The organism is Compostibacillus humi, assembly GCF_014637175.1.
Classification (GTDB): domain Bacteria; phylum Bacillota; class Bacilli; order Bacillales; family Amphibacillaceae; genus Oceanobacillus; species Oceanobacillus humi.
On sequence record NZ_BMEV01000018.1, the window covers coordinates 32,645 to 52,549 of the forward strand.

Here is a 19,905-nt window from a genome sequence, read left to right on the forward strand (position 1 = left end):
TAAAAATTGCGCAGGATTCCAGCCGCTGCATAATGTACTCATTGCACCAAGGAGAGTACGCCCAACAAACTAATGAACCCTCTGCTTCAACGGCCCGCATGTAAACTAGCGGGCCGCCTCAGCAATATAACCTATTTTACTAATGCATTCGGATCGATAATGAGGGCGACTTCCCCGTCTCCTAAAATCGTTGCTCCAGAAATGGCAAAAACATCTTTTAAGTAATTGCCGAGGGATTTCAGGACAATCTCCTTTTGGCCAATAAAGGAATCGACGATAAGTCCGGTTAATTTTTCGCCCTTTTTCACAACGACAATGGCGTAATACGTGTCATCGACTTCTTCTGTCACCGGTACTTCAAATACATCTGTCAGCGAGATGAGCGGAATAACCTGCCCGCGGAAATCCATCACCTTTGAACCGTGGGCATACATCAATTGCTCTTTCTCCAGCAGGACCGTTTCAATAATGGAAGAAAGCGGGATGGCATACGTTTCCTGCTGAACTTTCACTAATAAAGTAGAAATAATCGACAACGTCAGCGGCAATTGAATGGAAAAAATACTTCCATTGCCCTGGGAGGTTTCAATATTAATTTGCCCGCCTAACGATTCAATTTTATTTTTTACGACATCCAGTCCGACACCGCGGCCGGAAATATCCGAAACTTTCTCCGCTGTGCTGAATCCGGAGGCTAAAATAAACTGGGCAATCTGGTCATCCGTTAATAGTTCGGCTTCTTCTTTTGTCACTAACCCATTTTCGATTGCTTTCTCCTGAACTTTTTCCCGGTTAATTCCTGCTCCGTCATCCTCGATTTCGATAAACACATGGTTGCCGCTATGGTATGCGCGAAGAATAATCTTTCCGGTTTCCGGCTTCCCTGCCTTTTTCCTTACTTCCGGCATTTCAATTCCGTGGTCCACCGAATTGCGGATAAGATGAACGAGCGGGTCGCCTATTTCATCGATGACTGTCCGATCCAGCTCCGTCTCTGCACCGATGATTTCCAAATTAATTTTCTTGCCTAAGTCCCGGGCTAAGCCCCGCACCATCCTTGGAAAGCGGTTAAATACTTGTTCGATCGGGACCATCCGCATGGACAGTATTAAGCTTTGCATTTCTGAAGAAACCCGGCCTAAATGCTCGACTGTCTCCGTTAAATCCTGGTTCCCTAGACCTTCCGCAATTACTTCCAGTCGGCCCCGGTCAATAATGACTTCTTCAAAAATATTAAGCAAGTCGTCAATTCTTTCCAAATTCACGCGGATCGTTTTCGAAGCAGCACTCTTTAACTCTGATTTGACAGCGTTCTTTTTGTCTTTTTGCGTCGGTTTTTCGAGTTTTGCCGCTGGCTGCTCCGGGGTTTCCTCTTTCGGTTTAGCCGAAGGTGCTTTGGCGGCAAAAGCGATGATGTCCACTTTTTCTATTTCGGAAATTTTAAAAATGGCACCTTTGATTTTGTCGATATTTTCTTTCGACAAGTAGACAAAGGAAAAGTTTTGGTCAAAGTTTCCTTCTTCAATTTCCTCAACTTCCGGCGTTGTTTTAATAATCTCCCCGTATTTTTCCAACACTTCAAAGACCATATATGCTCTTGCGCCTTTTAAAATACAATCCTCCGTTAACCCAACGGAAACTTGATAGGCGCCAAAGCCTTGCTCTTTCGCCTGCTGAATCACTTCCAGCTGGAATTCGTCCAGTTCAATGTCAAAATCTTTCTCCTCCGCGACTGCTGCTGCCGCCTCCGTTGCTGCTGGCTGTGGTGCAGCTTCTCCTTTTTCCACTGCTTCCAAGCGGCGAACAAGCTCGGATACGTCTTTTTTCCCATCGTTTCCTTCACTGATCGAAGCGACCATTTCTTCCAAATATTCAATGGCAACAAAAATAATATCAATGAGTTCAGAAGTGACATTTAGTTTTTGATTGCGAATCAAATCAAGGACGTTTTCCATTTTATGGGTGAGAGAGGCGATATCCTCAAATCCCATCGTTGCTGCCATCCCTTTCAAGGTATGGGCAGAACGGAAAATTTCATGTACGATGTCAAGATTGTTTGGCTGCTGTTCCAATTCAAGAATATTGTCATTAATTGCCTGCAAATGTTCCCGGCTTTCATCCAAAAACACGTCTAAATATTGATCCGTTTCCATAAGCATTTCCCTTCTTCCCAATTGATAGTTCTATCATGATTATCTATTGTTGTAGATTCGTGCGAAATCTAAGAAACTTCTTACTTGTATGTTACCATATTTTACAGATAAAACGGTAAATCGAAGGTACCTTTTAGTATCTAAGACCTATCTGTCTATTCTATGAAACTATCTGTTTATATTATCGGCAATAAGAGAATGGTTTTAAAGAAGAAACAAGAAATATCCTTTCGGCTTTCCTGCACCTTTGGAACTTAAGACCTAAGCAGCCCATCAGCTGTAAGAGCAGCGTTTTTCCTGCCAATACAATTACACAAAAAAACGTCCCCAAAACAGAGGCCCTGCATTATCAGTTTTAGGGCCATTGTTTTGGAGACGTGCACGCTTAATCCATCTTAAACTTTCCGACTTCTTTTTCCATTTTCATCGCATCCTCTTCCAGATTAGCTGCCAATTTGGACAGCTGTTCAATCGCGGCTGTCTGTTCTTCCATCGCCGCGGAGACTTCCTCCGTGCCTGCTGAAGTTTCTTGACTAATGGAAGTGATATCCCGGATGTACTCGGTAACTGCTTCTCCATGCTTCAGCACATCCTCCACTAAATGCATCGTTCGTTCAATTACTTCACCCGTTGATTTTGCCTTTTCCGTCAATTGATAGAACGATTCTTCCGTATCTTTCACCGATTCAGATTGGGTCATAAAAATATCGCTCGTTTTCGTTATAATTTCAACGGTCTGTTTCATTTCCTGCTGCATTTCGGCAATCGATGCAGATACATCTTCCAATGCTTTCCCTGTCTGTTCCGCGAGTTTTCCAACTTCGGAAGCAACGACGGCAAAACCTCTGCCGTGTTCCCCCGCCCTTGCTGCTTCGATGGATGCATTCAATGCGAGCAAGTTCGTTTGATTGGCAATGTCAGTAATCTTTTGGACGATTTGGTTAATGTCACTAGAACGTTCGTCCAATTTGTGAATGGCGGAAAGAACATTTTCTGTTTCTTTGCCCGTTTGTTCTGTCTGCTGGCGGAGCTGCTGAATAATGCCGATTCCTTTATCCGCCATCTGTGACATTTCCTCGGCTTCCCGCTGCATCGTACGGTTTTCATCTGCAACGCGATCGAGCATTTCCGACATCATTTCCATCTGCTCTAAGTTTTTCTCCACAATATCCGACTGGCTGCTGGCACCTGCAGCAATTTGTTCCATCGTTGCCGCCACTTCATTGGCAGAAACATTCTGTTCTTCCGTATTGGAAAGCAATGATTGGGATGCCGCCTTCACCTGCCCTGATAAGGCATAAATATTTTTCATTAACGCTCTGATTTCATCGACCATTACTTGGAAACTGTGGGATAACTCGCCAATTTCGTCATCCCGGTTCACTTCCACTTTTGCAGTAAGGTCTCCCTGTTCCACTTGTTTCATATTTTCCTGGAGCTTGCGGATTGGCTTGATCATTCGTCTTGTTATGAATATAATGACCGCAATGACAAGAATTAAAAAGATCATCAGGCTGATAAAAATCGGCAATGTAATGGCGAGGCCTTTCTTTTCAAATTCCTTCTTGGAAATATTTCCGGCAATAATCCAGTCGGTAACGCTATTCTTCACAAATCCGATAATTCGTTCTTCTCCGGAGGACTCATATTCGAGAATTCCCTTCTCCCCCGCATCCAGCAAAGCTGAAAAGCCGGAAGTTTGTGCAGCACTTTCACCGATACGGGCAGCATTTGGGTGGGAAATAAAATTACCTTGGTTATCGAGCACGATGGCATACCCGGTATCTCCGATTTCCGCTTTGCCGACCATCTCCATTAACGTGCCGGTAAAAATATCAATTCCGGAGGCTCCAAGCAATCTGCCTCTTTCATCATAAAAAGCTCTGGCTGCCGTAACGATAATTTCCCCAGTTGCCTGGTCTATGTATGGACTCGTCCAAATTGTTTTCCCTTCTGCTTCCACCGCAGCTTTGTACCAGCCTCTCTCCCGGGCATCAAAGTCCGGTCCTAAATCGACAACTGGATAAATAATCGTTTCCCCGGACTGTTCATAAGAGGAATACATGCTTTGAATGCTTGGAGTCACATCTACTGTATCCCCTAAATATTTGATCAGCTGATTCCGGTCACCGTTTTTGACAACGTCTTGTTCATTTAAACGCTGCAAAATGCTGTCCATATTTTCATAAAATATATGAAAAGCTTCATTCATGCCCGCCATTTGGCTCTCCACATTTTGTGCCAGCTCTTCTGTCGTCAGTTCGACTGCGAAATTATAACTGATATAGGAGATGACCAAAGTCGCCGCAAATATAAGGATAATCGTAGGATACAAAATTTTTTTCTGAATCGACCTCAACCTGCGCGTTTTCTTTTTCTCCATCCTTTTCCCCCTCTCCTAGCCTAGCTCGTCTATCAGCAAATATATATCCATATTTCCTGTATTTTCAAAGTCAGCAGTAAGCTGAATCGCTTTATCAAACCCGGACAATGTTGTCTTTCCTTCCATAATTGTCGGTGCTGTAATATCGGTGCGGATTCCATGCTCCTCTATTTTTGCCGATAGATTGCCAGCCAGCATATTTCCCAGCTCGCCGCTAAAAGATGTCAGCATTTCCCCTTCAATGTCCATCCCAAACATAGACTTGCCGATCTCGCTAAAAACCGCATGTTCGCCGGATAAGATGAGCTTTCCTTTTAAATCTCCCGTAAAGCCGATTAATACGCCAAATTGCAAATCCAATGCCTTTCCCAGCAATTTTGGCTTGGAAATTTTATAAGGAATTGGAACGATGGATTGTAACGACGTGTGGGTACCGTTTAATAAATGGGTAACAGACCGATTTCTTTCATGTATGGATAGCGCCATGGAAAAACCTCTTTTCTAAAGAATGCATTCCTGTCAATATCTATTCTCATCATAGCGGAAAAATAGGCAAAAAGCTTTATTTAAATGACAGAAAATATAATACTTTCTTTTCATTTTTGGACAATCTTTAATCTTCTTCACTTACATTTATTTCATAGTTTGGTGTAATCAGTACTTCTACCCGCCGATTTTTCGCCCGGTTTTCTTCACTCGTGTTTGGAACGATTGGCTTATATTCGCCATAACCTTTGGCGCTAAACAACGTTGGGTCCAAATCTTCATTTTCCAATAAAATCTTCATAAAGTTTACCGCCCGTGCCACACTAAGTTCCCAGTTGGAAGCATATTCGGCGCTGGAGATTGGGCGGTCATCCGCATGCCCTGCAACAACTACTTGATGCGGCGGATCGGTGTACAGCAGTTTCGCCACTTCTTTTGCCACTTCCTCGCCGTCCGCTTTCACTTCCGCGCTGCCCGAATCAAAGAAAATTTCATTTTGCATCGTAATTAACAGCCCTTCATCGGTTAGCTCCGTGCCGAGTTTTTCCGCCAGATTGTTTTCATCGATATAGCCGTTAATGTCTGACTCCATTTGCTGCAGCTGCTTCAGCTCGACGCTGCTTTCATCTTCTTCCGCTTCTTCCGATTCCTGTTTTTCTTCCTCTTCTTCATCAGGGTCGCTGCTCGGCGGCGTCTCTTCCGGACCATCATTATCATCCAAAATTCCGACTCCGCCGATGGCAAGTTCACTGCGGAAGAAATTGGCGATTTGCTCGTATTTTTGTGAGTTGATATCACTAATGGCAAAAAGCACGATGAATAGAGCAACGAGCAAGGTAAGCATGTCCGCATAGGGAAGGAGCCAGGATTCACTAATGCGTCTATTTACCTTTTCCTTCTTCCTACGCATCCTGATCCTCCTGCTCCAGCTCGATAAGTTCCTTCGTGGACAAATAGGAACTCAATTTTTCTCTCACCATCCGCGAAGAATTCCCGTTCGTGATAGATAAAATTCCTTCCACAATCATTTCCTTCTGCATGACTTCTTTCTTCGATTTTTCCCGCAATTTGTTGGCAAACGGATGCCACATCACATACCCGGTGAAAATACCGAGGAGCGTTGCAACGAAGGCGGAAGATATGGCGTAACCTAATGTATCCGTATCGGACATGTCGGCTAATGCTGCAATTAATCCGACGACTGCGCCCAGTACTCCTAGAGTCGGTGCATACGTTCCTGCTTGAGTGAACACTGCAGCCCCTTCTTCATGGCGCCTTTCCATCGCTTCAATTTTTTCCAGAAGCAGGTCGCGAATATATTCTGACGGATGGCCGTCCACGACTAACTGAAGTCCTAATTGGGTAAAAGGATCGTCTGCTTCAGGTATTTTCATTTCTAAAGAAAGGAGTCCTTCTTTTCTCGTCAAGTCTGCCAGTTCACTAAAGTAGCGTACCAATTCTTTATTATCGGTCTGTTTCTGCTCGGTAAAAATAATTTTTAACAGCCCGGGAATTGTTTTGATCGTACTGGAAGGGAAAGCGATAATGACTGCGGCAGTGGTTCCTAACAAAATGATTAAAATGGCTGCCGGGTTGATTAATGCAGCAACATCTACTCCTTTCAGAATCATCCCTACACCGATAGCGATAAATCCGAGAAGGAGTCCAATGATGGATGTCCTGTCCATGATGTCCCTCCTTACTTCTATAAAACCTTTGCATATGTTATATATCGGATTACTACGAAAGATGTGAAGAAAAAGGAGGGAAAATACCAAATTTTCCTAAGACTTTTTTGCTAAAATCATTTTATTGCAGTTTGAGATTTAGGGTTGAGGTCCTGTGCAGGTAACGGAGGATGGGAACCACGGAGTTGATTAGGTGTAGGGCTGAATTTTCTATGCAATACGTTAGAATTTTTATTTGGGATGTTAGAATGTTGATGGGAACCGTCAGATTCTTTCGTTATAGCGTTAGAATCCTTGGGATGTGCTGGAATTTTTATTTTTGCGTTAGAATAATTGGGTGTTGCGCTGAAATTTTTCCGGAATCGCTGAATCTTGTGCGCGGACCGTTAGAATCCTGGCGATGCGCTGAATTTAAATTTTTTCCGTTAGAATAATCGGGTGTTGCGCTGAATAATTTTCAGAATCACTGAATCTTGTGCACGGACCGTGAGAATCCTTGGGATGTGCTGGAATTTTTATTTTTCTGTTAGAATAATAACGGTTTGCGCTGAAATATCTCGATTACCGCTGAATCCATTGGTGGAAGCGTTAGAATCAGGCCAAAGCGCTGAATTTAAATTTTTTCCGTTAGAAAAATAACGGTTTGCGCTGAAATATCCCGATTACCGCTGAATCCTTAGGAGGAAGTGTTAGAATCGGGCCGAAGCGCTGAATTTAAATTTTTTCCGTTAGAAAAATAACGGTTTGCGCTGAAATATCCCGATTACCGCTGAATCCATTGGTGGAAGCGTTAGAATCAGGCCAAAGCGCTGAATTTAAATTTTTTCCGTTAGAAAAATAACGGTTTGCGCTGAAATATCCCGATTACCGCTGAATCCTTAGGAGGAAGTGTTAGAATCGGGCCGAAGCGCTGAATTTAAATTTTTTCCGTTAGAAAAATAACGGTTTGCGCTGAAATATCCCGATTACCGCTGAATCCTTAGGAGGAAGCGTTAGAATCGGGCCGAAGCGCTGAATTAAATTTTTTCCGTTAGAATAATCGGGTGCTGCGCTGAAATTATCACAAGGATCGTTAGAATTCCTGCGATACGTCAGAATCTTAAATTCCTCCGCTAAAAACAGCGAGAGTTACGCTGTATTCTTTTCAAAAGCGCTGAATTTGATGCTCGAAAGGTTAGAAAAGAGAATAATAGTGCTCAGTTAATAATTTTGGGTACTCCGGATTATCGTTTTGTGCCGATAATTTTCCTTAGTGCCGATTTTTGCCTGGATAAGCCAATATTTCCTGGTGAACGCCGATCTATGCTCCTATCGCCGATTTACCGATTTTCGCCGATATCTTCCAGTTTATGCTCGATATATTGCGAGATAGCCGATATCTCCTAATAAACGCCGATATCTATAGCACGAAAGCCGATTCCCAATCACAGGAACCTATAACTCCCGCAGCATCCCAATAAAAAACGCAAAACCATTGGTTACCTCAATGATTTTGCGCTTTTCGCTATTTTTTTGCCGTTTTCTTTTGCCGTTGAATCATGAAGTTGCCAAACACAAACAGGGCGAGGGCTATTCCGATAAGATTCACGTATTGGGAAAGCTGCTGAATGGAGTTAAGATGGAAAATCATCAGCAAGCCTTCTCCCCATGACGCTGGAGCTGCCTTCCACATTTGATAAAATATCAGCACCCAATATACCCCAAGGAGGAAGGTGACTCCGCTTGTGGAAATTTTCAACTTTAAAATTAATAAAGAAACGATGATTGCAACGATAATCGGCAGAATAATGCTTTCCACTTGGAATAATTGGCATATAGCATAGGCGAGCAAAAAAGTCACAGCACCATATGTAAAAGCGGAAGTAGTGCTTTTTCCCGTTGCCTTTGCCTGCAGATTGAAGTGAGTCAATACACCATAAACAAGGAGCACGAATAAATATTTCATGACAAAACCAGATAATACCCACATGACGAAATAGCCTGAGCTCATGAGGAAAAAGGTATAGTCGACTTTTTCAATCCAATAGCCGTTAAAATCAAAGGATTGATTTTTTCCAATCAATGTGAAAATAATCCCTATCAGCATTATGACGCCAAAATGCTCAGTGATTAAATAGTAGAATTGGTCAGGTGAATAAGCTGCTTCCAAAAATCCCAGGATGGGCACATCGCCAAAATTTTTCACAACTTCGTAAATAAACACTGCCCAATAGCCGTACAAAAATCCGCTTAAAAAATTGCTGTTCCATTCGATAATCATTACCGTTAGAAAAATAATAAATGGAATAAAAATAAAAGATGGCTTAAACGTAATATCATCAAAATTGCCAACGACAATATCGATCATCAATAATGAAAACAAAGCATAGCCAACGGCGGAGTACAGCACTTTATTGCGTACCTTTGCCAAATAAATACTTATAGCTATCAGCCCGATGGAAAAGAAGGGAGCAAGGGTGCCTTCAATATCCCCCAGGAAAAAGAAAAGTATGTATCCAAAGGAAAGGAAAATACAAAGACGGTCAAATATTTGCAAGATGGACAGATCGATAACCTGAATTTTTTTCATCCCATCCCCACCTTTCTATTAATATATTAAAAGGGAAAGAACCCAGAATGTCTTTTTCTGGGCCTTTACCAATATGCTATAAGGTCAGCTTCCCGCGACCAGTTCCGTCCTTGCTGTAAGCATCTGCTAGAATCCGATTACTTCTGTAAGTCAGTGAGCAGCCATACTAAGCTGACAAATGGTCCCTCTTTCTCCTGCAAACCTAATTCAGGAAAAGAGCCGTACCCGGCGTATACCGGCTGAACCGATTCAAAACGCTCCAGCCATTGGCCTAACCGTTCTAACATTTCTTCATCAACGGTCAGTTCATCGCCAAGTTCTGTTACCACTTCCTGATGCAGCGTGGAGATCCACTGTTTGTCAGAGAAAGTGAGTTGGGCATAGATTGTATCTCCCTGTACGTCGATAACGACGCTTCCGAATCGTTTCAATCTTTTCCTTCCGGCTCATTTTATTTTTGTAGGAAAAGAGCCCTTCCTCTTTATCGTAGCGCCTTGCTTTAATCAGCACCTCCTGTCCGTATTAAGTCCAACCAGGCGAATTGAGATAGGGGGAGGTGACTAACCTCCGTCCCTCTCACACCACCGTACGTACGGTTCCGTATACGGCGGTTCCAGATTATGTATGACGCAAAATTTCATATCTAGCGGATATGCTCTTTAGCCCTTGGCTTGACCAGTATTTGGTACCAAGGGCTATGTGTAATATGGGACTCTTTGCGATACGCCAATATGCTTTCCTGGAGTTTGACCATTCATATGCCTTTTGTGGCGATATTCCTAATGAGATTAGTTTTCTCTTCTTGGTTCTTGGCAATTTCCATTCTTTCCAACGTATCATTCGGAGTCTTCGGTGTAACCATGATTCTAACTCTTTTAGGTTGCTTGGCGTTTCGATTAACTGATAGTAACCAAGCCAACCATTAAGATAGCTATTTAGTTTGCCAAGTCCCCACGGGATTCACCGTTTCCTCCTTAAAGTAGGTTGTTATCTTTTCTGCTTCCTCAAACGGGATGAACGCCTAGACGTGATTCTTCATAATCGGTTCAGTCCTTCCCTACTTCCTTGAGTAAAGTAGGTACTATGACCTCTGCTGACGCCTGTTGTTCAACAACCCTTCACAAAGTTGCTTACCGTGAGCGCACGGCATTCCAACAGGTTCTCCCCGGGTAAGAGTACAGACTTTCCTTCCACGTCCCCGCCTCATTTACTCTGTAATACCTTTGGCAGTAAGAACTTTGTCTTGTTTGGCAGACTCATTCAATATTACCTAGCCTTATATGAGGTTCGTGTTCCTCGGGGCGGAAGTTTGCCGCCGACTTCCTTCAGACATGACGGTCACCCCCCATGCCCTTGTCTTAAGCTACAGCTACTACTGCCTACACTGTTCGGGACTTTCATCCTATAGTCTGCACCCATGCCGGGCACACCAAAACTCCACCTTGTCTATGACTTGGTGGAAGACCGGCCGGCCATTGCCAAAACGGTGCAATCATTTGCATAACGATGTACGGCTCTTCGTACACTAATTCTTCATTGTCAATGGTGTAGGTAGTGCCGTCCAATGCCTTATGGGGGCCGTGAATTTCCGCATCTTTTTCCGCAGCCGTTTTGCGCGTGATTTTATTCCAAAGGGATTTTTTCTGCGGTTTTTCGTCATGTTTCTCTTCATTATTCTCTTCAGTACTTGATTTTGAGTTTGTGAGAGCCTTTATTTCAGAATCAACATCATTCACCATGTGCGTTTTTCCATCAGACTGGTCGGTGTTATCATTTAATGGTAGCGATTCTGAGTATGAACTGTTTTCCGATTCTGCCGGCCATACATTGATGTCTTTTTTTCGTCTTTCTGCATGTTCTTCAAGCAGGGTTGGTTCAGCCAGAGTTTGTTTTACCGACAAATCTATTGCGAAGAGTGTTTCCAATATTTCAGGATGGTTTCCCCGGCGTTGTTTATCCTGCCATAGCGCCTGTTTAAAGGCTTCTATTTGTTCCGATACGGTATGATACCGTCTTACCGGCGACAGATTTGTCGACTTTTCCAGCCATGTATGCAGCGTGAATGGAATTTCCGGGCGGAAGGCTTGCAATTGATGGGATAAATAGCGCAATTCATTGTAATCAGAAAAGGGTTGTTTCCGGTCGAACACGAAGGAGAGAAAGAGATGGCCTAACAAAAATACATCTGCTGACTCATCGATTGCTCGTGCCGTTCCCATTTCCGGTGCAGCAAATTCTCCATTATCTCCAAATTTCTCAGCCATCCCTTTGACGCGGATAGTGCGGATGGGGCGCAATTGAAAGCTTTCCAGGTTTACTCCCCAAAAATCGGTGAGGTTAAAGCTGCCTAAAATGTATCCTGCCTCGTGGATCGCAGTAAAAATAGTTCCCATTCGTTTTAAAATCGTTGTGATATTTTCAAAGGAAAGAGGGCCATTCTATTCCAGCAATTCGGGCAGGGAGCACTTCTCCGACTGCAGAAAATAGAGCTTTACCATGCCGTCTTCCAGGGGCTCAGTATGTATTGGGCTTTCGACGACCGACGGGATTTCAGGGATGATTTCCGCCTGGCCAGGACGAATATATGTATCGCAAACGAGTGTATCCTGACTCCAGTCCGTTTCCTCTTGTTGTGCGGAAGTTTCGGTCTGGCTTGTCCCGATTTCCCGGCCGCAATGATCACAATATTCAAGGTCCTCACTCAACAGCTGACAGTGGGGACAAAGTATCTTCTCCATAGGTAGATTTCCTTTCTTGCAATATGTATGTTGTTAAATAATAGATATATTTTACTATAATGTGATGATGATAATACGTAACAACAGACAAATAGGATTCATTTTTTGTTGAAAATTGTTGTTTTTTTATTTTGCTTGAATGATTGTTAATGAGATTGGATAATTACCAGTCTGCTTGGAAGAATGTAAAACAGATTGGATGATTTCTGATTTTCCTGGAAGATTTACTTTTCCTTTGGACGATTGTCTATCCGTGTGGACGATTCTTATCTTTTAAAGGAAGATTCTTTTGCATTTTCGGACGATTCTTCCGTGTTTTTGGAAGATAACCCGTTCGGCCGGCTGATATCCTGACCGATTGGACGATTCAACACTGTTTTGGAAGATTGATAAAGCCTTGTTTCAGGCGATTTGGAAAAAAACCAAGCTCTTTGGAAAAATTCCGTTACTTTAGGAAGAAATCCCAGTCTTTTGGTTGATTTTATCGAAACTCTTTATTAGGTTTTGACAAGATTCGACAAAAAAGGAGAAAAGATATCCTAATTATACTAGAAATTAGGTAAGAATAATTTAATTTTGCATAAAAAATATAAAAATTTAATAAGGGGGATGTTGGAATCCGTTTTATGACAAAATAACTAATAATAAAATCAACCGTCATGTGGACGGCTTTTTTGTTTTATTGACCACAATCGTGATGATTCGTGTTAATATTGCTGCGAAAGCTATGCAAAATTCAATAATGGCTTCATATGTCGTCATCATACCGTCATCCATTTTAAGCGGGGTTGATGTACTGTGATAAACCTATTTACAATTATGTTTGCAAAAGTTGGTAACATTCAAAAACAATGAAGTTTTGTGAAGGGGGGATTTATGCGGTTATGTAATTTGTTTATCTATATCTAAAAATTTGAAGATACTCCAAGCCTGCTCTCATTAGCAAATCCAATCCAAGTAATCCGTTAATATCTTCATACCCGAAATCATTAAAATCTGCTTCCAAATTTTTAGCAATAAATTGATTCACTTGAATTTGATCGACACGTTTTCTAAAAGCATGTTCTTTTCCACCAACTCCAAAATAAGTCACCATTCTATCATGTGAATCAACTTGTATACCAATATCTTCTACAGCATCCTGCAAAATAAGTGTCCTAGCTGCCCCAGTATCTACTACCATAGCTTTTTCCATTAAACGACAGAATGATATTCGGCGATTATACTTGATTTTCATAGTAATCGATTCTCCTTAAACCTACATCTTGCCGAATTTCAAGGACGATCTCTTCATTTGCGGTGTGATAAACCAATTCATCGCCTTTCGCTTTCAACAATTCCTTCGTAGCTAGTTCATCTGGTATTGATTTGATTACAGCCACTTCATCAATAAATTCCCGATTGTCATTTATATGCGACGAAAGTACTTTTAGTTTGACAAATCGATTTGGGTACATTCTTCTGACTTCGGACCAGTTCATTAGGTCTGATTCTCCTTTCTTCTCAATAAATGAATGTACAGTTTATGTTTATTTGATCAATAAACTTTTAAATATCCTTTGTTTTAATACGTTGTCACTCCTTTTATTAATTTAGGAATACCGCGAAGATTTACAACACGAGAAGTGCATTTCAGTAATTCATGTTTCTTTAGACGTCCCAACCTATGAAAAAATTTTCTTTCCTTCGAGCTTTAAACCGTTAAACAAAATGGATTCAATTGTATCTTCCGCTGAAAAGAAATCGGGTTTTCCATACAGTTCATTTTCACCTAAATGATACAACTCCACCAGCTCGTTCTGGGGATCAACTATCCAATATTCCTTCACCAAAGCCTCTTCATACAAATTACGCTTCGTCAATTTATCCATTTTTGCACTCGATGGGGACAGAATTTCGATTATTAAATCCGGAGATCCTGCACAGCCTTTTTCGTCCAATTTGCGTTTATCGCAAATGACGGAAAGATCAGGCTGGACAACATGATAAACTTCTTCATCTGCTTTCCCTTCTGAAAAAAGCCGCACGTCAAAAGGGGCCGCAAACACTTCACATTTTTTCTCCTTGAAAAAGTCCATCAGCAAATAGGATAAGTTCATGGAAACTTGCTGATGCTTTGTCGAAGGTGCAGGAGTCATATTGTACGGAACCCCATCAATGATTTCCAATCGTTCCTCGTCGGTCAAATTAAGATAATCCGAATAAGAAAGCCTTTTATCAAATGATTTTGGAATGTTCAAAGAATCTCCCTCCTTCATAAACAGCAAGCTATACGGACAGTTCCTTTATTTCATTATATTGTAATGCATTTCATATTGAAATGCATTACATGTAAAAATTCTATAGCAGAAGGAACTAGCAGCTGAGGCATCCTTAATGGTTTGGTCAAAAAGAAAACCAACTTGACGATTGCATGCAAGTTGGTTTTATTTAAACTGTGACATTATTCAGATGTTTCAAAGCTACTTTAATGTGTTTTTCTTTAAATATCTTTCTCTTCCGTTCATTCCAGTTATGAACTTCTTCTATAACGCTTTGGAGATTATTTTTAATTTCAGGTTTTGAATGAATCACCGCGTGGATGGTTGACAATAACTCAAGGCCATAGGGAGTTTCATATCCTTCAATGATTTCCCGTACTTTCTGCAAATGTTTGGAAGCTTCAATATCGTTTTCTGCTTGACTTCAACATTTCATCTTTAACCGTGCATTTTTATTTTTCTGCGCTAGGTTCCTTTGCCCATATTCGTTCTAATGATACGGTAAAAGCTTAGAAACAATGGAAAATGAAGACCGTTCCTATCAGAAAATAATAAAATCCCTCATATTCAGTTTTGCAGTCCATATGAGGGATTGTTCTCCAAAGTCGCTCCATGATACGAGAAACTTTTACCTCTAGTTATTCACCGTATTTTTCACGGTCGTGAGGGTTAAAAAGTAATAACCAAGATAGATGATAAAATACACCAGCGTTGTTACAACAATTGGAACCGTTAAGTCCGTTCCGATTAATACGGAAAAAATATTCGAAGCAATTTGTAAAATGACTAAACCATGCACAACACCAATAATCAGAGGCAATCCAAACACAAAAATCATTTGCTTTCTTATGATCGCATTAACTTCTTTTCTGCTCACGCCAATTTTGCGTAAAATTTCATACCGGCCTCGGTCCTCGTGGGCTTCGGTTATTTGTTTAAAATAGATAATGCTTCCCGTTGCTGCCAGAAAAACAAGCCCTAAAAATCCCAGAATAAACAGGTTTAATCCGCCTGATTCCAGCCCTTCTCGATAAACATCGTAATAGGTGGTTAGATGCATCTCTTCACTTGCTAAACTTTGTAATTGAGAGGCCGTATCCTTAGTCGTTTTTTCATCGGCAACTTCATATGCTTTGATCGTTACCGGATTTACGTGTGCCGCGATTTCAGAAAACAGCTGGTCACTCACGACAATCGTAAAATCCGGATAGCTCCACGGAATTATTCTGTCCTCTGCCATGGAGTGAAACGTTAAATCCAGTTCTTTATTTGGCAATTGTACGGTAACGGTATGTCCTTTATAATTATCGGAAGTATATTCCGTTAAAAGCGGCTGAATGCCAAGCGTTTGTTTGTCCGTAAGCTGAATATTGCACTCCTTGCCCAATATTTCTAATGCTTCGTGATACGTATGTTCCGATACGATTTTAATCGGTCCGTTTTCTAAATAATCCTGCAGAATCGGGCTTGTAACTTCCCCGCTTGCGATAATAACCGGGATATCGATTTGCCCGATCACCGCGTGTTCGGTATCTGATTGAATGACATCTTCTATTTCCCTGTCGGTCGAATCACTTGCTGAAATATGCATATAGCTGAAAGGTGCTGCTTTTTCTGCCTGTTTTTCATTCGTATAATAGAAACTATAGCCGACGGATATTGCACTTACCGTAACGGCACTGAGCAACGCGATGATGGTAAGGGTGCGGGCATTGCCATTAATCCGGTAAATGAGTTGCGAGATTCCAACTAAATTTGTTCCCTTATAATAACTCGACTTTCTATTCTGTATCCGTCGCAATATATAAACCGTTAGAAAACGAAACAGCAAATAGGTGCCTGCAACGATACTGATTAAAAACAAAACAAGATTAGTAAGCACTTGCAGATTTTCAGTTGGCGGTTCAAAGCCAAGCCAATAACTGAAGCCGATGAAAATAATGGAAGCTATTGCCGCGATAAAAGATTGTTTAGGAACTTTTTCTCCTTCCTTTTCTGCCCGAAATAACTCAATTAATTTAAAACGATAGATTAAACGGTAAGCTTGAAAGGAAGTAACTAAAGAGATAATCAGAAAAACGATAAGCGTATTTATGATTGCTTCCACAGATAGGCCAAAACTGACTTCAACCGGCGCATCCAAGAGCTTAAGCACCATCATCGTAAACAGTTTCGATAAAATCGTTCCAACGATAATCCCGATAAGAACCGCAATGCCGCCCATGAAGATATTTTCATAAAAAAGCATTCTGCCGATCGTTTTTTTCTTTAAACCTAAAAGGGAATATAATCCCACTTCTTTCTTTCGTTTTTTTGTAAAAAATGAATTCGAGTAGAAAATAAATATGGATACAAATAATATGAGCACTGCAGAACCTGCAATAAAGATATTCAATATACTGTCTGAAGATTCAATCGCATTTTGTACTTCCGGGCTGTATTGCAACGACACAAATGTATAGTAAATTACGACACTGAAGATCATGGATATAAAATATAGCAGATAATTTTTAAAGTTCCCGATTATATTTTTCTTCGCCAAACTAAATAGTGTCACTTAGGCCACCTCCAAGTGCTGACAGTACATCTAGAACTTTCTGGAAAAATTCTTTCCGTGTTCTCTTTCCTTTCACAAGTTCTGTAAATAATTTGCCGTCTTTAATGAAAATCACACGATCACAGTAGCTCGCAGCGAAGGCATCATGGGTGACGAGAAGGATCGTTGCCCGGTCTGCTTCACTTAAATCTTTTAAGCTTTCCAATAAATCGGTTGCTGATTTTGAATCCAATGCCCCCGTTGGTTCATCCGCTAAAAGCAAGCTCGGCTTCGTTATAATAGCGCGGGCTGCGGCAGTACGCTGCTTTTGACCGCCAGAAATTTGATAAGGATACTTCGTTAATATTTGATGGATTCCAAAGGTTTTTGCTACTTTGTTGACCCTTTCCTCTAATTCGTTCACACTCACTTTGGCTAAGGCTAAAGGCAAGATGATATTTTCTTTCACCGTTAATGTATCGAGCAAATTATAATCTTGAAAAATAAAACCAAGCTTATCGCGGCGGAAGGCTGCCAGCTGCTCCTCATTCATATTTACAATGTTTGTTCCATCAATATAAATATCACCTGAAGTTGGCTGGTCGATTGTTGCTAAAATATTTAGAAGTGTTGATTTTCCAGCACCAGAAGGCCCCATCACACCGACAAATTCACCTTCATATACTTTTACATCAATATGATCTAATGCAGTAAATACATTTCCCTTTGTTCCGTATACTTTTTTTACGTTTTTTGCATCTACAACAATATTCATTGCGTTCCATCCTCCATATGAATCATTATGTTTTTATTCTATCGGAAGTTACTATGATTTAACCTTACAGGTTGAGCCTTGAACCTTACATTTTTGAAAGAATGGTACAAAAACATGAACGAAAATACTAATATTAGATTGAGGAATGATTTCTTATACAAATAATGTCATACTGTTACTAACAAATTGATGGAGTGTCCACAATGAAAGTTTTGATTGTTGAAGATGACCAGGCAATAAGAGAGCTGTTAGCAGAATCCCTGAAAAAATGGAATTTTGAGGTCGCAGCGTTAAAGTCATTTGAAAATGTATTGGAAGATTTTTTGCATGAGCAGCCGGCTATTATATTGCTGGATATTAACTTGCCATTATTTGACGGATTTTATTGGTGCAATAAAATTAGAGAAGTATCGCAAGTTCCGATTATTTTTATTTCTTCCCGGGAGTCCCATATGGATATGATTATGGCTATGAACATGGGCGGCGATGATTTTATTCAGAAACCATTCGATACAGAAGTGCTTATCGCAAAAATCAGAGCCCTCCTGCGGCGTTCCTACTCCTATACTGAAACACAGACAAACGTACTGGAACATCAAGGGGTTATTTTAAATTTGAATGATTTAAAAGTATATTATGAGGAAAAAAAGATTGAGCTGACAAAAACAGAATTTGTCATTCTGCATCTATTAATGAAAAATGCAGGAAGTATTGTGAGCCGGAATAAAATAATGCGTACCCTTTGGAAACATGAACAATTCATTGACAATAATACGCTATCCGTGAATATTACCCGCTTACGAAAAAAATTATCGCAATTGGGGATTGAAAACTTCATTACGACGAAAAAAGGAGAAGGCTATTTCATAAAATGAATTTCCTAAAATATGTAAAAGATAAGCGTTATTTTCTGGTCTTTTATGCCGTAATCATGATTTTTGTTTCTCTAGTCTTATTGTTGAGCGCCAAACCGCAAGAGGTGTGGAGCAATGTAGTATACATAAATATTAGCTGCCTGTTTTTTGCGATTTTATATATGGTCATCGGGTACTTTTACCGCATGCATTTTTATAAAAAAATGGAAGAGCTCATTCAAAACCCTCATGAAGATGCACTTTCGTTATTGCCTCAAGCACAGAACCATGAGCAAAAGCTGTATCTGGATCTTTTTAAAAGAATCATGAGTGAGCAAGACAAACAGTTACAATCGTTATATACCCGGAAAAGAGAACATGAAGAATATATAATGTCATGGGTACATGAAGTAAAACTGCCCATTACTTCCAGCCGCTTGCTAATGGAAAACTATGAAGGAAAAACAATCGATGAACTTGTGAATAAACTGGAAGACGAACTGGATAAAATCGAGGATTATGTGGAGCAAGCCCTTTATTACTCCCGGGTCGATTCTTTTGCCAATGATTATTTTATTACCGAGGTGGATGTAGACCAGATTATCAAACATAGTGTCAAAAAATACTCGAAAATCTTTATTAACAAACAAATTCATTTAACAATGGATTATGACAGCGAAAAAATTGTTCATAGTGATAAAAAATGGCTGGGATTTATCATCGACCAACTCATCACGAACGCTTTAAAATATTCAGAAAATGAAGGGAGTATTTCGATCCGTTTTGAACAGGACGGTAACGAAAAACGGCTGATAATTCAAGATAATGGCATCGGAATCAAAGCGGAAGATATCAACCGGGTATTTGAAAGAGGTTTTACTGGCACGACGGGAAGGGCTCATTCCAAATCAACCGGAATGGGATTGTATCTGGCAAAAAAATTAGCAAATAAGTTAGGCCACGACATATCCATACAATCCGCCGAAGGAGAATTTACCAGGGTTACAGTTCATTTTCCGAAAATAAGAAATTACTATCATATCTGATTTTCCGGTTTGAAATATTGTTGTGCCAAGCTTCGGCGCATTATTTTTTTGACAGAAGCCCATCCAATGTAAGATTTCGGCTCCGCTTAAACTGTAATATTCAGCTATATTTATATAAAATAATGGTGTAAACAACTATCATTCTATTTATTCTTTAGGACGGAGGTAAAAAAGTGGAGAAAACATTTCACTTACGCACGACAGAGCACGATCAGATGATTGATATTACGGATACGCTTGAAAGCTGGATTACAGAGGAAGCATTCCTGTAATGAAGATATTTGAGGTTTGACTAAAAAAGCAGGTATGTGTAAAATAGTTCTCGGTGATATTTCTACAAAATCCTAGCCAAAAAGGAAGAGGCACTCTATCATAAATGTATGCGTACCAGGCAAATACACTTAGAAAGAGGCCTC

Annotated in this window: 16 protein-coding genes and 1 pseudogene; 2 read left to right on the forward strand and 15 right to left on the reverse strand. The window is 40.7% G+C overall.

All coding sequences use genetic code 11. The features are described 5' to 3' along the window. Positions 1–131 precede the first annotated feature (131 nt). The 15 genes and pseudogenes from IEV18_RS06450 to IEV18_RS06520 form a co-directional block, all read right to left on the reverse strand. Complete coding sequence (locus IEV18_RS06450) at positions 132–2,153, reverse strand: chemotaxis protein CheA (protein ID WP_188391585.1); 2,022 nt, start codon at positions 2,151–2,153, stop codon at positions 132–134. A gap of 385 nt (positions 2,154–2,538) precedes the next feature. After that, the gene (locus IEV18_RS06455; protein WP_188391568.1) at positions 2,539–4,536 is read right to left on the reverse strand and encodes a methyl-accepting chemotaxis protein; all 1,998 of its coding nucleotides are present in this window, start codon (positions 4,534–4,536) and stop codon (positions 2,539–2,541) included. Positions 4,537–4,551: 15 nt separating this feature from the next. Next, positions 4,552–5,022: a chemotaxis protein CheX gene (locus IEV18_RS06460; protein ID WP_188391569.1), complete on the reverse strand. Its 471-nt coding sequence runs from the start codon at positions 5,020–5,022 to the stop codon at positions 4,552–4,554. Positions 5,023–5,149: 127 nt separating this feature from the next. After that, complete coding sequence (gene motB, locus IEV18_RS06465; RefSeq protein ID WP_188391570.1) at positions 5,150–5,932, reverse strand: flagellar motor protein MotB; 783 nt, start codon at positions 5,930–5,932, stop codon at positions 5,150–5,152. Then, positions 5,925–6,710 carry a flagellar motor stator protein MotA gene (gene motA, locus IEV18_RS06470; protein ID WP_188391571.1) on the reverse strand — a complete coding sequence of 262 codons (786 nt, stop codon included), beginning with the start codon at positions 6,708–6,710 and terminating at the stop codon, positions 5,925–5,927. Before motA ends, motB begins: the two co-directional genes overlap by 8 nt. Before the next feature lie 1,504 nt (positions 6,711–8,214). Then, positions 8,215–9,279 carry a hypothetical protein gene (locus tag IEV18_RS06475; protein ID WP_188391572.1) on the reverse strand — a complete coding sequence of 355 codons (1,065 nt, stop codon included), beginning with the start codon at positions 9,277–9,279 and terminating at the stop codon, positions 8,215–8,217. A gap of 137 nt (positions 9,280–9,416) precedes the next feature. Then, entirely contained in the window at positions 9,417–9,710 is a 294-nt protein-coding gene (locus IEV18_RS06480; protein WP_188391573.1) for a hypothetical protein, read from the reverse strand. 187 nt (positions 9,711–9,897) lie between these two features. Next, positions 9,898–10,218: pseudogene (locus IEV18_RS06485) on the reverse strand (group II intron maturase-specific domain-containing protein); the annotation flags it as partial. 458 nt (positions 10,219–10,676) lie between these two features. Beyond that, on the reverse strand, positions 10,677–11,672 hold the full coding sequence (locus IEV18_RS06490) for a hypothetical protein (RefSeq protein WP_188391574.1): 996 nt from the start codon (positions 11,670–11,672) through the stop codon (positions 10,677–10,679). 45 nt (positions 11,673–11,717) lie between these two features. Continuing rightward, the gene (locus tag IEV18_RS06495; RefSeq protein WP_188391575.1) at positions 11,718–12,017 is read right to left on the reverse strand and encodes a hypothetical protein; all 300 of its coding nucleotides are present in this window, start codon (positions 12,015–12,017) and stop codon (positions 11,718–11,720) included. An 895-nt stretch (positions 12,018–12,912) separates the two neighbouring features. Further along, complete coding sequence (locus tag IEV18_RS06500) at positions 12,913–13,254, reverse strand: retropepsin-like aspartic protease (RefSeq protein ID WP_188391576.1); 342 nt, start codon at positions 13,252–13,254, stop codon at positions 12,913–12,915. Beyond that, complete coding sequence (locus IEV18_RS06505; protein WP_188391577.1) at positions 13,238–13,498, reverse strand: hypothetical protein; 261 nt, start codon at positions 13,496–13,498, stop codon at positions 13,238–13,240. The genes IEV18_RS06500 and IEV18_RS06505 overlap by 17 nt, the downstream gene beginning before the upstream one ends. 183 nt (positions 13,499–13,681) lie before the next feature. Next, positions 13,682–14,257 carry a Uma2 family endonuclease gene (locus IEV18_RS06510; protein ID WP_229733564.1) on the reverse strand — a complete coding sequence of 192 codons (576 nt, stop codon included), beginning with the start codon at positions 14,255–14,257 and terminating at the stop codon, positions 13,682–13,684. 655 nt (positions 14,258–14,912) lie between these two features. Next, positions 14,913–16,835 carry an ABC transporter permease gene (locus IEV18_RS06515; protein ID WP_188391579.1) on the reverse strand — a complete coding sequence of 641 codons (1,923 nt, stop codon included), beginning with the start codon at positions 16,833–16,835 and terminating at the stop codon, positions 14,913–14,915. Then, positions 16,822–17,589 carry an ABC transporter ATP-binding protein gene (locus tag IEV18_RS06520; protein ID WP_188391580.1) on the reverse strand — a complete coding sequence of 256 codons (768 nt, stop codon included), beginning with the start codon at positions 17,587–17,589 and terminating at the stop codon, positions 16,822–16,824. The genes IEV18_RS06515 and IEV18_RS06520 overlap by 14 nt, the downstream gene beginning before the upstream one ends. A gap of 203 nt (positions 17,590–17,792) precedes the next feature. Here IEV18_RS06520 and IEV18_RS06525 point away from each other — a divergent pair, with 203 nt between their 5' ends. Continuing rightward, on the forward strand, positions 17,793–18,464 hold the full coding sequence (locus IEV18_RS06525) for a response regulator transcription factor (RefSeq protein WP_188391581.1): 672 nt from the start codon (positions 17,793–17,795) through the stop codon (positions 18,462–18,464). Beyond that, the gene (locus tag IEV18_RS06530) at positions 18,461–19,489 is read left to right on the forward strand and encodes a sensor histidine kinase (RefSeq protein WP_188391582.1); all 1,029 of its coding nucleotides are present in this window, start codon (positions 18,461–18,463) and stop codon (positions 19,487–19,489) included. Before IEV18_RS06525 ends, IEV18_RS06530 begins: the two co-directional genes overlap by 4 nt. Positions 19,490–19,905: the final 416 nt, after the last annotated feature.